9 protein-coding genes are annotated in these 15,391 nt (G+C 36.6%); 8 read left to right on the top strand and 1 reads right to left on the bottom strand.

Annotation, left to right across the window (positions count from 1 at the left end):
* Positions 1 to 593 precede the first annotated feature (593 nt).
* Positions 594 to 1,196, top strand: a complete 603-nt coding sequence (locus ABW636_RS00925; protein ID WP_367588066.1) for an REP-associated tyrosine transposase — start codon at positions 594 to 596, stop codon at positions 1,194 to 1,196.
* A 153-nt stretch (positions 1,197 to 1,349) separates the two neighbouring features.
* Here ABW636_RS00925 and ABW636_RS00920 read toward each other — a convergent pair whose 3' ends face one another.
* The gene (locus ABW636_RS00920) at positions 1,350 to 2,192 is read right to left on the bottom strand and encodes a DUF2911 domain-containing protein (protein WP_367588065.1); all 843 of its coding nucleotides are present in this window, start codon (positions 2,190 to 2,192) and stop codon (positions 1,350 to 1,352) included.
* A 91-nt stretch (positions 2,193 to 2,283) separates the two neighbouring features.
* Between ABW636_RS00920 and ABW636_RS00915 the strand changes: the two genes are divergently transcribed.
* The 7 genes from ABW636_RS00915 to ABW636_RS00885 all read left to right on the top strand — a co-directional run bounded on the left by ABW636_RS00915 (position 2,284) and on the right by ABW636_RS00885 (position 15,369).
* Positions 2,284 to 2,970 carry an MIP/aquaporin family protein gene (locus tag ABW636_RS00915; RefSeq protein ID WP_367588069.1) on the top strand — a complete coding sequence of 229 codons (687 nt, stop codon included), beginning with the start codon at positions 2,284 to 2,286 and terminating at the stop codon, positions 2,968 to 2,970.
* Between the two features lie 151 nt (positions 2,971 to 3,121).
* Positions 3,122 to 3,478: a hypothetical protein gene (locus ABW636_RS00910; protein WP_367588064.1), complete on the top strand. Its 357-nt coding sequence runs from the start codon at positions 3,122 to 3,124 to the stop codon at positions 3,476 to 3,478.
* Positions 3,479 to 3,532: 54 nt separating this feature from the next.
* Entirely contained in the window at positions 3,533 to 4,231 is a 699-nt protein-coding gene (locus tag ABW636_RS00905) for an SDR family NAD(P)-dependent oxidoreductase (RefSeq protein ID WP_367588063.1), read from the top strand.
* Between the two features lie 9 nt (positions 4,232 to 4,240).
* Positions 4,241 to 5,548, top strand: coding sequence for a cryptochrome/photolyase family protein (locus tag ABW636_RS00900; RefSeq protein ID WP_367588062.1), 1,308 nt, complete (start codon positions 4,241 to 4,243; stop codon positions 5,546 to 5,548).
* 132 nt (positions 5,549 to 5,680) lie between these two features.
* Positions 5,681 to 6,049: a SnoaL-like domain-containing protein gene (locus ABW636_RS00895; protein ID WP_367588061.1), complete on the top strand. Its 369-nt coding sequence runs from the start codon at positions 5,681 to 5,683 to the stop codon at positions 6,047 to 6,049.
* Between the two features lie 308 nt (positions 6,050 to 6,357).
* The gene (locus tag ABW636_RS00890; RefSeq protein ID WP_367588060.1) at positions 6,358 to 11,400 is read left to right on the top strand and encodes a fibronectin type III domain-containing protein; all 5,043 of its coding nucleotides are present in this window, start codon (positions 6,358 to 6,360) and stop codon (positions 11,398 to 11,400) included.
* 333 nt (positions 11,401 to 11,733) lie between these two features.
* Positions 11,734 to 15,369, top strand: coding sequence for a reprolysin-like metallopeptidase (locus ABW636_RS00885; protein ID WP_367588059.1), 3,636 nt, complete (start codon positions 11,734 to 11,736; stop codon positions 15,367 to 15,369).
* Positions 15,370 to 15,391 lie beyond the last annotated feature (22 nt).

The following is a 15,391-nucleotide window of genomic DNA, read 5'->3' as shown; positions in this document are numbered from 1 at the left end:
ACTAACTGTATGTGAGCTTTTTCTATATTTTGATTCCATAAATCTAAAATATAGATTTTTATAGTACTAAAGTAACTGCACTAAAGTGCAGGGTTTTAAACCAGTTTTGTGACCAATAAAAACAAAAACGCTGTGCGAATGTCTATGACTTCGCACGTTTAACACACGACAAAAACAACAAAAGCTGCGATACCATAAAACATGTCACAGTTTTTTTTAGACACTACGAAGTTTCAAACTTCGTAGAGCATTCACATAAAAAGCAGCACGCTGTGCGAACGATCGCTGTGCGAATGTCTATGACTTCGCACGTTTAATAAACGACAAAAACAATAAAAACTGTGATGACATAAAACGTGTCACAATTTTTTTAGACACTACGAAGTTGCAAACTTCGTAGAGCATTCACCTAAAAAGCAGCAAGCTGTGCGAATGTCTATAACTCGCACGTTTAACACACAACAAAAACAACAAAAACTGTGATGCCATAAAACGTGTCACAGCTTTTTTATACACTACGAAGTTGCAAACTTCGTAGAGCTATAGTTACATTATTCTAAACGCTATCAACTTATTTTTTTATCTTTCCGTGTATGGAAACTACTGGATACAAAATTAGAGATCAGTCAAAACCACATTTTGTTACTTTAACTGTAGTGGGTTGGATTGATGTCTTTACAAGAAAAAGCTACAAAGATATACTTATAAACAGTCTAGACTATTGTATTAAAAATAAAGGAATGGTGGTATATGGCTATGTCATTATGAGTAATCATATTCACCTCATCATTCAAAGTACAGAGAATGATTTATCTGGACTTATCAGAGATTTTAAAAAGTTTACGGCAAAGGAAATTATACATCATATCCAATCAAATCCTGAAAGTCGAAGAGAATGGATTTTACCATTACTTAAAAAGGCTACCACCACACATAGCCGCAATAAAGAATATCAATTCTGGAAATACGGAAATCACCCAGAAGAAATCTATAGTCAGAAGTTTTTATGGTCTAAACTAGATTACATTCATTTAAATCCGGTAAAATCAGGTATTGTGAATAAAGCTTCTCACTATATCTATTCTAGTGCTTCAAGCTATGTGAATAATAGTGGCCTTATAGAGGTAACATTAGTAGACAATCCTATGATCAATGTACATAGTGATACCTCATTCTGGAAAAGTATTTCTTGGTAAAAGTCCTACGAAGTTACAAAACTCGTAGAGCATTCACATAAAAAACAGTAAACAATGATATATAAAAAAATTACGCTCGAGGAGACAAAATAAGAACAAAAAAATCGCTCTGTGACCAGAGCGATTTTTATGATTTGTGTGTGAAAAAGAGTGTTATTTTGCTCCCCACTCTGCAAGGGAGTCTTTGTTCATTTTGACATAATCGGCATTACCTGCCTTTTCTGCTAATGCTAACGACGTTTGTGCTGCTTTTATTGCACCCGCTTTATCTCCAGACTTTGCATAAATTAACGATTGTTGTCTATGCATCCAGAAAGCAGGCTCTTTACGACTAGCAATTGCTTTATCGATATGCTCTTTTGCCTTTGCAAAATCACCGGTATCTTTATAAAAAGTAGCCGCTCTATAGTGGTCTCCGGCAGATGGTCCAGCCATTACCTTTTCGATACTTGCCAAAGCCGTTTTCTTGGCAGGCACCTCTATTTTTACAGCAGCTTCTGTACTTTCCCAAATCAAGTTAAGTTTTGCAGAATCCATTGTAAAATCACTAAACATAAGCGTAAATGTTTCTACTTTAAAAGGAATTGTAGTAGCTTTTACTGTAGCTTTTGCAGCTACTTTGGCGTCATCCCACTCACGTGGTGTCCCCCAGTTTTCTGTATCGCTGTAAAAAATAACTTCCCAATTTTCTTTTCCTGGTTTTGTAAAAATGGCATACGATCCTTTTTTAACCTCTTTACCTTCTATTTTTACATCATCACTAAATGTAATTTGTGTGTTTTTATTTGCTCCGGTTCTCCATAATTTATCAAAAGGAACCAGGTCTCCATAAATAGTTCTTCCTCTCATGCTCGGTCTCGAGTACTCTACAGCAACATCTGTAAGCCCAATAACTTGCTCTATTTTTGAAGCAGGACTAGGCTGAGGGGTTTTTACTTGTGCTTCTATCCCAAAAGATAACGTAGCAGCAAAAAGAAATAAAACAATCTTTTTCATGGTGTTTATTTTAGTTTTTTTAGAATTAGTGTAACGAAAATAAGGATTACACTTACATTTTGAGTTAACAAAAACATAAAATAAGTGTGGTATATTTGCAGCCAACAAAACAACAACCATGAGAAAATACATATCAGAAATCATAGGAACCTTTAGCTTAATCTTTTGTGGTACCGGTGCTATGACTATTAACGAAGTAACGAGTGGTGACGTTACCCATGTTGGTATTGCTATTACGTGGGGTCTTATCGTTATGGCTATGATATATGCCTTCGGAGAGATCTCTGGAGCGCATTTTAACCCAGCCGTAACCATTGCCTTTGCTTATGCCAAAAAATTTGAATGGAAAGAGGTTCCCAAGTACGTTGCTGCACAGTGTTTAGGAGCGATACTGGCCAGTGCAGTTATGTTATTTCTTTTTCCAGAAAGTGAATATCTAGGAGGTACTATACCAAAATTAGACGAGCTTAGAGCCTTTGTATTAGAACTACTTCTTACCTACTTTTTAATGGTTGTCATTATTAATGTATCTACAGGTTCTAAAGAAATAGGTACGATGGCAGGGATTGCAATTGGTGGTGTGGTATTATTAGAAGCTATGTTCGCGGGTCCTATGACGAATGCTTCTATGAATCCGGCAAGATCATTGGGTCCTGCCCTATTATCTGGACATTGGGAACACCAATGGCTCTATTTTGTCGCTCCTGTTATAGGTGCGTTATTGGCAGTTTTAACCTGTAAAGTGGTAAAACCTAAGAACTGTTGCACCAATTGTTAAACATGCAATAACTCGTAATTACAAACATGTTTTATGGTTTCACCGTAAATCGTATCATAAATTTTAATATTTTTTGGGGAGGGTGTTGAAATGTAAGAGAATTTAAATATTTTTAACTAATATTTAATAAAACCTATTTAGTGCATACCCAATGAAACATTTTTCTAATGAATTTTGTGAGTTAGAACTATTCGAGCATTATGTTGTTGTTACCATTCAAGAGAATGTTAATTTTACACTTGAGAAAGCTACTGTTATACGTGATAAACTTCGCAAATACTACAAATCAAAACATTTTATATTAATTAGCAACCGAAAATTTAATCATACAGTATCCTACGACATTTATAAGCATGGAGCCCTATCCAATATGAAAGGAATTGCGATTGTTTCTACCAATTGTGAGGAGCGTAACAAAGCTCTTAAAGAACAGCCTTTATACGGAAAGTCGTTTACTTTTTTTGATTCTGTAGAAGACGCGAAATCCTGGGCAGAGACTTTTTTTTAAACCTAAAGTAAAAAACCTCCGCTAAAAACGGAGGCTGATTTAATAACATAATTAATGAAAAAAAACATCTTGCTTATTGGCGGTAGTTACGGAATAGGTTTCGAAATCGCCCTTAAACTTTATAGTGATCATACTATTTTTATAGCTTCTAGAACTTCTGAAAACTTAGGAAACCTGGAAGTTACTCATATTCCCTATGATGCGGCAAAAGATGAAATTGATACCTCTAGTCTTCCCGAAAGAATTGATGGGTTTGTATATTGTCCGGGGAGTATCAACCTAAAGCCTTTTAAAATGCTTACTCCAGAAACTTTTGTAGAAGACATGCAAATCAATTTTATGTTTCTGGTAAAAATTATTCATAAGCTATTACCAAGATTACAAAAGTCAGAACAAGCAAGTCTTGTCTTCTTTAGCACCGTAGCCGTAAAAATAGGAATGCCTTTTCATACCAGTATCGCGGCAGCAAAAGGTGCTATAGAAGGATTTGCAAGAGCCCTGGCTGCAGAGTACGCTCCCCAGTTTAGAGTAAATGTAATTGCACCATCATTAACAGATACTTCTTTATCAAAAAGATTATTAAGCAATGACAAAAAGAAAGAATTGATGGATAACCGACACCCTATGAAACGCATTGGACAAGCAGAGGATATTGCCAATATTGCAAAATTTCTACTTAGTGATGACAGCAACTGGATCACGGGGCAAGTAATTGGGGTTGATGGCGGAATGTCTACATTAAATGTTTCTTAAATCTGTAATATGCTTACAAAAGTTTCAATATTTTGGTTTAGAAGAGACCTTAGACTTACAGACAACATTGGTCTTACCAATGCTTTAAAAGGAAAACACCCTGTCGTTCCTATTTTTATTTTTGATAAAAATATCACCAAACAACTCCCTAAAGATGATGCTCGAATAACTTTTATTTTCAACACTTTACAAAAGATTCGAAAAACGCTTCAGGATCATCATCATAGCTCTTTATCCATATATTATGGTACTCCAGAAGAAATTTTTAAGCAGTTAATTTCTAAATACCCTATCTCAGAAGTACACACAAATGGTGATTATGAACCTTATGCATTACAAAGGGATACAAAAATTGAAAACCTATTAAAAGAGAAACAAATACCTTTTTTTAGTTATAAAGATCAAGTTATTTTTCAAAAAAATGAAGTAGTAAAATCTGATGGTTCACCTTATGTAGTATATACACCTTATAAAAAGGAATGGAAGAGGAAATTTGACTCCTTACAATTACATAATGATGACTCTCAAAACTATCTAGGTAATCTCCTTAAGAATACTAATTTACCTAACATCTCACTGCAAGAAATTGCGTTTATAGCATCGCAAATTAAGGTTACAGATTATCATGTCTCGCAAGAACTAATCCATAATTACGAAGCTACAAGGAACATTCCTTCCTATAAAAATGGCACCTCCAAACTAAGTCCACATCTTCGGTTTGGAACCATTGGTATTCGAACACTCATAAAAAAAGCCATTGCCGATACCAATGAGACCTTTTTATCAGAATTGATCTGGCGGGAGTTCTTTATGCAAATTCTTTGGCATTTCCCTTATACCAAAGAACAATCTTTTAGACCAAAATACGATCGCATTGTATGGAGAAATGACGAAGATGAATTTAGAAAGTGGACACTAGGCCAAACAGGATATCCGTTGGTAGATGCAGGGATGAGACAATTAAACCAAACAGGCTATATGCATAATAGAGTAAGAATGGTCGTAGCCAGTTTTTTATGCAAACATCTATTAATAGATTGGAGATGGGGAGAAGCTTATTTTGCAGAAAAGCTTTTGGATTATGACATGGCCGCCAATGTAGGAAACTGGCAATGGGCAGCCGGTTCTGGTGTAGATGCAGCTCCATATTTCAGGATATTTAACCCCACAACACAAATCACAAAATTCGACCCAAAACATGCTTATATAAATACCTGGATAAAAGACCTTAATGATTTCTCGTACCCTTCTCCTATTGTCGAACATAAATTGGCCCGAGAACGTTGCTTAAAAACTTTTAAAACCGCTTTACAGTGATCTAGAATTATAACATTTCTTTAATACTGAAAATTGAAGTTTTTTGTAAATTAACATTGTCTTTTATTCTTGTATTAATTGGAATAAAAACATCTTTATCAATCACACATATAACTTAAAATAACACTAAAAATGAACACACAAGAAGTTGCCAATCGTTTAATAGAGCTTTGTCGCCATGGAGAAAATATGCAAGCCATCAAAGAGCTTTATGATCAAAACGTTGTAAGTAAAGAAATGCCTGGATCACCCAATGAAATAGTATCGGGTAAAGATGCAGTATTTAAAAAAAGTGAAGAATGGTATGCTTCTGTAGAAGAATTTCATGGTGGTGAAATTTCTGATCCTGTTATTGCCAGCGATCATTTTAGTTGTTCTATGAAAATGGATTGTACTTTTAAAGAGCAAGGACGTATGCAAATTGAAGAAGTGTGCGTATATCAAGTAAATGATGGTAAGATTACAGAAGAGCAATTCTTTTACACCATGCCCGGTAATTAGTATTTTTCAAAAAAATAGTACAATAGTATATAAATCATCGATATTATAAGCTATAAAGAAAAGGTCTCTATATGAGGCCTTTTCTGCTTTTAATCACTTTCCATTACATAAAATAGGACCATCAAAGACGCTATTTATTTCTCTTTCGAATGAGAGAAGTAAAATATTCACAAATATTTAACAAAACCATTGTAAGGATAAGGTAAAACCACAAAAAACAGTTAATTATCTGATAATAATTAGGTTTTTCAACATAATGTTTAATTTTGAAGTAACTAATTTAAATGCAAACCTTAACTCAACTTATTATGAAAACTCGATTATCCTTATTCTTGGGATTGTTCGTAGTATGCTTTGGTTTTTCCCAAACTGAGGGCTATTGGACAAAAAATATTCAAAAATTTAGTGCCAAAAATATTTCTTCTTTAGGCGCAGATGTAAACACAACAAACAAGACTATTTACAGATTAGATGAAGATGGTATTAGAAAAGCACTTGCCTCCTCGCCCCAAAGGGCAAGATCATCTGGTAATTCTGATGTGATCATTTCATTTCCTAATTCAGAAGGTCAATTCGAACAATATCGTATGACACAAACTTCTGTTTTACACCCCGATCTTGCCAAAAAATACCCTACTATAAAATCTTATGTGGGTCGAAGTGTTAGTGGTGACGGAAGTCAAGTACATTTAAGCTTAGGTAGGGATGGACTTCATGCTATGTTTTTTAAACCAGGAGCTAAAACTAACTATATAGATCCTTATACCACAAATAGAAAAAATTATATCGTATATGGTAAAGCAGATATGAGTGCAAGAGGCGCTTTTAAATGTCATGTTGAGGAAACCATTGGGCCAAAAAACATAGCTCCTAATTATAATGATGTTCAACAAAGAAACCCTAATGACGGTACTTTAAGAACCTATCGATTAGCAATAGCAAGTACCGGGGAATACTCTCAATATCATCTTAGAAATCAAGATATACCTGCTAGTGCTACACAGGCTACAAAAAAATCTGCGGTTCTTTCGGCAATGAATACAACTATGACACGTGTTAATGGAGTCTATGAGAAAGATCTTGGAGTTACAATGCAAATTGTAGCTAATAATGATAAACTTATATTTTTAAATGCCAATACCGACAATCTTACTAATAATAATGCCAGCGCACTTATTAATGAGAGTCAAGCGGTTTGTGATAGTCAAATCGGGAATTCAAATTATGATATTGGGCATACATTTAGTACCGGTGGCGGTGGATTGGCAGGACTAAGTGTAGTTTGTAGAAATGGAAGAAAAGGAAGTGGTATTACTGGTCGGGACAAACCTATTTCTGATCCTTTTGATATTGATTATGTTGCTCATGAAATTGGCCACCAGTTTGGTGCTAATCATACTCAGAACAATTCGTGTAATAGAAATAGTCGAACAGCTATAGAGCCAGGTAGTGCATCCACAATTATGGGCTATGCAGGTATTTGTTCACCTAACGTTCAAAATAAGAGTGATGATCATTTTCATGCGATAAGCATACAAGAAATGTGGTCACATGTTTCTCGAACATCTTGTGCAAAAGAAACTATTACTGGTAATAACGCTCCTACTGCAAACGCAGGTAGGGATTTTACCATTCCAAAATCAACTCCTTTTGTATTAAAAGGATCTGGAACAGATAGCAACGCTGAGGATAAATTAACCTATAACTGGGAGCAAATGGATACTCAGGTTGCGACTATGCCGCCAAGAGCTACCAATACGGGAGGGCCTGCTTTTCGTTCGATACCGTCTAAAACATCTCCTGATAGATATATGCCAGATTTGGCAACTGTAATAGCTGGTAATACTGCTTCAACTTGGGAAGTAGTTCCTTCTGTGGCAAGAACTATGAATTTTAGGCTTACGGTAAGAGATAATCATGTAGGTGGAGGTAATACCGCATCTGATGATACAAGAATTACGGTAAGTGGTGCAGCAGGACCATTTGTGGTCAATGCTCCTAATACAGCGGTAAGCTGGGCTGCAGGTTCTAGTCAAACAGTAACATGGAATGTAGCCGGTACGACAGGAAATGGTGTGAATGCTGCAAATGTAGACATTCTATTATCTACTGATGGAGGAAAAACATACCCGGTTACAGTCGCCTCTGCAATACCTAATGATGGCTCACATAGAATTACAGTACCAAACAATAGAGGTTCTCAAAATCGAATCATGGTAAGAGGTACAAATCATATTTTTTATGATATTTCTAATACAAACTTTACTATTACTGGTGGTGTAGTAGATAATGAAGCTCCTTCTATTCCTTCTAACGTAACCGCATCTAACGAAACTCAAACAACGATTGATTTATCATGGACCGCTTCTACCGACAATGTAGGCGTAACAGGATACGAAATATATCGTGGTAATACCAGAATTGCTACTATTGAAGGTACCAGATATCAGGCGATGGGACTAACTCCAGGTACGGAATATTCATTTAGAGTAAAAGCAAAGGATGCTGCAGGTAATATATCTGGATTTAGTAATACGGCTACAGCTACTACACTACCAGAAGCAGACACTGAAGCGCCTACTGTACCATCAAGATTGGCAGCTAGTAACGAGACACAAACGACTATTGACCTTACTTGGGAAGCATCTACCGACAACGTAGGAGTAACAGGATACGAAGTATACCAAGGAGAAACTATGATTGCAACGGTTTCAGGAACAAGATATCAAGCTGCTGGATTAACTCCAGGTACCGAATACTCTTTTAGAGTAAAAGCAAAAGATGCGGCGGGTAATGAATCTGGGTTTAGTAATACGGCTACAGCTACTACACTACCAGAAGCAGACACTGAAGTGCCTACTGTACCATCAAGATTGGCAGCTAGTAACGAGACACAAACGACTATTGACCTTACTTGGGAAGCATCTACCGACAACGTAGGAGTAACAGAATACGAAGTATACCAAGGAGAAACTATGATTGCAACGGTTCCAGGAACAAGATATCAAGCTGCTGGATTAACTCCAGGTACCGAATACTCTTTTAGAGTAAAAGCAAAAGATGCGGCGGGTAATGAATCTGAATTTAGTAATACAGCTACTGCTGCTACCTTACCAGATGACAATACCGATACCGAAGCACCTACTACACCAACAGATTTGACAGCTTCTAACGAAACACAAACAACTATAGATCTTAACTGGGGAGCGTCTACAGATAATGTGGGCGTAACGGGATATGATATCTATCAAGGAGATACCATGATTACTACCATAACAGGAACAAGATACCAAGTAATGGGACTAACTCCAGGTACCGAATATTCTTTTAGAATAAAAGCAATAGATGCTGCAGGAAACAAATCTGAATTTAGTAATACAGCTACTGCTTCTACCTTACCAGATGACAATACCGATACCGAAGCACCTACTACACCAACAGATTTGACAGCTTCTAACGAGACACAAACAACTATCGATCTTAACTGGGGAGCATCTACAGACAATGTAGGAGTAACGGGATATGATATCTATCAAGGAGATACCATGATTACTACCATAACAGGAACAAGATACCAAGTAATGGGACTAACTCCAGGTACCGAATATTCTTTTAGAATAAAAGCAAAAGATGCGGCGGGTAATGAATCTGAATTTAGTAATACAGCTACTGCTGCTACCTTACCAGATGACAATACCGATACCGAAGCACCTACAGAGCCTTCAAGATTAGTCGCAGCTAACGAGACACAAACTACTATAGATCTTACCTGGGAACCATCTACAGACAATGTAGGAGTAACTGGATATGAAATATACAAAGGTGATGAGATGATTGCTACAGTTGAAGGAACAAGATATCAAGTAATGGAGCTTACTCCGGGAACCGAATACTCATTTAGAGTAAAAGCAAAAGATGCGGCGGGTAATGAATCTGAATTTAGTAATACAGCTACTGCTGCTACATTACCAGATGACAATACCGATACCGAAGCACCTACAGAGCCTTCAAAATTAGTCGCAGCTAATGAGACACAAACTACTATAGATCTTACCTGGGAACCATCTACAGACAATGTAGAAGTAACTGGATATGAAATATACAAAGGTGATGAGATGATTGCTACAGTTGAAGGAACAAGATATCAAGTAATGGAGCTTACTCCAGGAACCGAATACTCTTTTAGAGTAAAAGCAAAAGATGCGGCGGGCAATGAATCAGGGTTTAGTAACACTGCTACTGCTGCTACATTACCAGATGATAATACCGATACAGAAGCACCTACAGAACCAACAGAGTTAATGGCCGGTAACGAAACACAAACTACGATTGACCTTAACTGGATGGCGTCTACAGATAATGTTGGTGTAACAGGGTATAAAGTATATCAGGATGGTGTTATGATTGCAACCGTAGAAGAGACAAAATATCAAGTAATTAACTTAATAGCGGGTCTAGAATACTCTTTTACTGTATTAGCTCTGGACGCTGCAGGTAATAAGTCTAAGTTTAGTAATACTGTTACTGCATCTACATTACCAGAAGATATTTTTGATATAGAACCTCCTACGGCTCCAACGGAATTAGTAGCCTCGAATGTAGAACAAACAAGTCTATTGCTTACTTGGATGTCATCTACAGACAATGTAGGTGTAACGGGGTATAATGTATACCAAGGTACGGATATGATTGGTACTACCGAAGAAACATCTTTTAATGTTTCTGGATTAACTGCATCAACAACATATGAATTTACGGTAATAGCGATGGATGCTATAGGAAATATGTCTGAGTATAGTAATGTGGCAACTGCCACTACCAAAGATGAAGATACTACCAATATTTGTGAAGGTGTAGCACCATGGCAATGGGGAGTACCTTACCAAACAGGAGATAGAGTAGTATATAGAGGAAATCTTTTTGAAAAATTAGTAAGAGGATGGAAGTTTATAGCGAAATGTGGCGCTAGTTCTTGCGAAGGTATTGACGACTGGAAATCAGGAACTTCATATAATTCAGGAGACAAGGTAGTTTATAGAGGTAACCTATGGCAACGTACAGACAGAGGTTGGATATTTGTTTCATCTTGTGGAGCTAAGTCTAGTAAGATAGCACCACCACAAGAAAGATTTGCTATTTATCCAAACCCAAGTAGGGGTACAATAAACACTACCTACACTCTGTCTGACCAGCGTACAACATATAGTATTTCTGATATATTAGGTAGAATAGTGGTTAAAGGAGATTACACATCGACATCATATGATGTTTCTCAATTAAAAGCTGGAACCTATATTTTTATAATTACAACAAATAAAGCGTCTTATAAAACAGCTTTTGTAAAAGAGTAAATATATATAAGTAATACATTAATCATTTTTTAGTAAAGTATAGTTTGAAAGAGGCCGCAATTGCGGCCTCTTTTTATGTTCTATATTTTATAAAGCTCTATACTGGCAAAGATACTCGTTTACAAATATTCAACTTCACTAAACTATAATAAGCTAATCGTTGTATTCCTACTCTTCATTAATTTAAAAAAAATTATAAAAAACACATGAAACCGTATTTTTTATACGCAAAATCCATAAAAACAATTAATTTATTAAATTATTCTTAAAAAATATACAGATAATTAACAATATCTATATTTTTACTAATACTAATCAAAACTTCAACTAATTATGAAAACAAAACTATTGTTATTCGTAGGTTTGCTCATGCTTAATTTTGGCTTTTCCCAAACCAACATTTGGAAAAAATCAAGTTATCCAAAACCACAACGTCTTACAGGTATTTCTTCAAAAATAAACACACAAAACAAAACAATCTATCATCTAAACCTTAAAGCTCTAAAAAACGCTCTTTCTCATTCACAACTTAGATCTAAATCATCAGGCTTATCAAAAACAATTATCTCTTTTCCTAATGAATCAGGGCAAATGGAACAATACAGAGTAACAAAAATCTCTGTTCTTCATCCTGATTTATCAAAGAAGTTCCCTTCAATAAAATCTTATCTGGGAACTCATGTAAACAACCCATCAAAATCTATACGCTTTAGTGTTGCAAATGATGGGTTTCATGCTATGATTCTAACTTCTGGCCTAGAATCAAAATTTATAGATCCTATTTCTATCGACAATAACCGCTACGTCGTATATACAAAAGGGGATATGACATCACAAGGAAATTTTAAATGTTTGGTTAGCGAAAGTGGCTTACAAAAAAGCATTCCAGATTTTAACAGTTTTCAAAGAAATGCGAATGATGGTAAGCTTAGAACATACCGTCTGGCAATCGCTTGTACAGGTGAATATTCACAATTTCACCTCAATAATCAAGGAGTATCGTCTGGAGCAACAGATGCAGTAAAAAAAGCAGCAGTACTTTCTGCCATGAATACCACAATGACACGCGTTAATGGTGTCTATGAAAAAGATTTGGGGGTTACCATGCAAATTGTTCCTGACAATGATAAAATCATATTTTTAGATGGGAACACCGACAATCTTTCTAATAATAGTGCTGGAGCACTTATTAATGAAAGTCAGGCAATTTGCGATAGTGAAATTGGTAGCGCCAATTATGATATCGGACATACATTTAGCACCGGTGGCGGTGGTTTGGCTAGTTTAGGCGTTGTATGTATCAACGGACAAAAAGCAAGAGGTATTACCGGTCAAGGAAATCCAATTTCTGACCCTTTTGATATTGATTATGTAGCTCATGAAATAGGACACCAATTTGGTGCCAACCACACTATGAATAACGCTTGTGGGGGTAATAGAAATAGTAGTACTGCCGTAGAACCAGGTAGTGCATCTAGTATTATGGGATATGCTGGTATTTGTGCTCCAAACGTACAAAACAAAAGTGATGATCATTTTCATGCAATCAGCATCCAAGAAATGTGGGCACATGTATCTAGCACTTCTTGTGCTACAGAAACTGTGACTGGCAATAATACACCTACTGCAAGTGCGGGTAGTAATTTTACCATTCCAAAATCTACTCCATTTGTATTAAGAGGATCAGGAACCGATGCAGATGCAGTAGATATATTAACCTATAACTGGGAACAGATGGATGTACAGATTGCTACCATGCCACCTGCTGCTACATCGACAGGAGGGCCTGCTTTTAGATCGATCTCCTCCTCTACCTCGCCAGATAGATATATGCCAGCATTGGCTACAGTAATAAGTGGTAATACAGCATCCACCTGGGAGGTAGTTCCATCTGTAGCAAGAACCATGAATTTTAGGCTTACAGTAAGAGATAATCATGCTGGTGGTGGTAATACCGCTTCAGATGACACACAAATCACGGTTAGTGGTGCTGCAGGTCCATTTGTAGTTAACTCACCAAATACTGCTGTTAGCTGGGCTGCAAATTCTTCTCAAACTGTAACCTGGGATGTAGCTGGTACTACAGCGAATGGTGTAAATGCAGCAAATGTAGATATTTTGTTATCTACAGATGGAGGAAATACATATACGGTAACTATTGCAACTGGAGTACCAAATGATGGTTCTCACGATATTATAGTGCCTAATAACCAAGGAACTCAAAACAGAATTATGGTAAGAGGGTCGGGACATCTGTTCTATGACATTTCTAATGCCAATTTTACCATTACAGAAGCTATTATAGATACAGAAGCACCTTCTGATCCGACAAACTTAGCAGCTTCAAATATCACACAAACTACTATCGATCTATCATGGACTGCATCTACCGATAATATCGGAGTCGTTGGTTATGATGTATATCAGGGTAATACCATGATAGCTGTTGTTTCTGGTACCGCGTATCAGGTTACCGGACTAACGGCAGATACCGCCTATTCGTTCAAAGTAAAAGCAAAAGATGCTGCTGATAATATGTCAGGTTTTAGTAATATAATTAATGAGTTTACTTTACCTGTAGATACAGAAGTACCCTCTGCTCCAACCAATTTAACAGCAACGAATCCAACAAGAAATACTGTTGATCTATCCTGGACGGCAGCTACAGATAACCTAGGGGTAACTGCTTATGATGTATATGAAGGTAATACTATAATCGCAACGGTTGCAGGAACAACGCATCAAGCATCGGGATTAACTGTAGAAACGACTTACTCCTTTAGGGTCAAAGCCAAAGATGCAGCTGGAAATGAATCTGATTTTAGTAATGCTGCAGAAGCTACCACCTTGGCAAATGAAGGATGTGCCAATGGTATAACTACTTTTCCATATGCAGAAAGTCTTGAAAATGTTTTGGGAGACTGGTTACAAGATGCATCAGACGATATCGACTGGACGTTACAGCGCAATGGTACTCCTTCTAGAAATACAGGCCCATCCGGTGCTGCCGATGGTACTTACTATGCATATATAGAAGCTTCCAGAAATGGTATTGGATATCCTACAAAAAGAGCCATCTTAAATGGTCCTTGCTTTGATCTAGGCACAGAAACACAAGGAACTTTTTCTTTTCAATATCATATGTATGGTAGTAGCATTGGAACCTTAACGTTGGAAATCAGTGATGATAACGGTCTTAGCTGGTCATCGATCTGGACAGAAACAGGAGACCAGGGGAATTCATGGAAAACTGCAAGTATAGACCTTGCACCCTATGCAGGATCATCTGTTCAGTTACGATTTAATGGGGTTACTGGTACTTCCTGGGCAGGAGATATGGCTATAGATAATCTTAACTTATCTACTGCAGCGGTTGCTTGTACAGATGTAAATCTAGCTATAACACTAGATAATTATCCACAAGAAACTAGCTGGTCAATTACAGACAGTAACAATCAGGTAGTTGCATCGGGTGGTACTTATGACAATCAACCCAATGGTGCTACAGTTAATGCTACTGCATGCTTAGAAGATGGCACGTATACTTTTGTGATCAATGATGGTTTTGGAGATGGGATTTGTTGTCAATACGGAAATGGTTCTTATTCCCTAACCTCGGAAGGAAGTACAATAGCTTCTGGGGGTTCTTTTGGTAATTCTGAATCAACAACATTTACAATAGGAGGTGCTGCAAAAGGAATTGTTGTTGAAGATCTTAAAACTACACAAGCTACCAAAATAACACTATCACCCAACCCTGTTAATGGCAATACTAGTACCTTAACTATTTCTGGAGTAGGAAAACAAGTTGCTGTATCTATTTATGATATTGCTGGCAGAAGAGTTTATAAAAATACTAGCATTCGCAACGGATTATTACGAACAAGTAAACTTCCTAATGGGTCTTATTTGGTAAAAATAACCTCAGATGGTAAGATATCAACACATAAATTAATAGCTGTCGATTAGTAATCTAGTTAAGATTTTATTT

The organism is Aquimarina discodermiae (assembly GCF_040786235.1).
In the GTDB taxonomy this organism is placed as follows: Bacteria; Bacteroidota; Bacteroidia; order Flavobacteriales; family Flavobacteriaceae; genus Aquimarina.
Note: the sequence above shows the minus strand (reverse complement) of the source record. Positions and strands in the feature narration are given on the sequence as shown.

Excerpts from the sequence above, each read along its gene's own strand:
- ABW636_RS00925 (WP_367588066.1), top strand. The coding sequence starts at position 594 with ATGGAAACTACTGGATACAAAATTAGAGATCAGTCAAAACCACATTTT.
- ABW636_RS00910 (WP_367588064.1), top strand. The coding sequence starts at position 3,122 with ATGAAACATTTTTCTAATGAATTTTGTGAGTTAGAACTATTCGAGCAT.
- ABW636_RS00885 (WP_367588059.1), top strand. The coding sequence starts at position 11,734 with ATGAAAACAAAACTATTGTTATTCGTAGGTTTGCTCATGCTTAATTTT.
- ABW636_RS00900 (WP_367588062.1), top strand. The coding sequence starts at position 4,241 with ATGCTTACAAAAGTTTCAATATTTTGGTTTAGAAGAGACCTTAGACTT.
- ABW636_RS00890 (WP_367588060.1), top strand. The coding sequence starts at position 6,358 with ATGAAAACTCGATTATCCTTATTCTTGGGATTGTTCGTAGTATGCTTT.
- ABW636_RS00895 (WP_367588061.1), top strand. The coding sequence starts at position 5,681 with ATGAACACACAAGAAGTTGCCAATCGTTTAATAGAGCTTTGTCGCCAT.
- ABW636_RS00920 (WP_367588065.1), bottom strand. The coding sequence starts at position 2,192 with ATGAAAAAGATTGTTTTATTTCTTTTTGCTGCTACGTTATCTTTTGGG.
- ABW636_RS00905 (WP_367588063.1), top strand. The coding sequence starts at position 3,533 with ATGAAAAAAAACATCTTGCTTATTGGCGGTAGTTACGGAATAGGTTTC.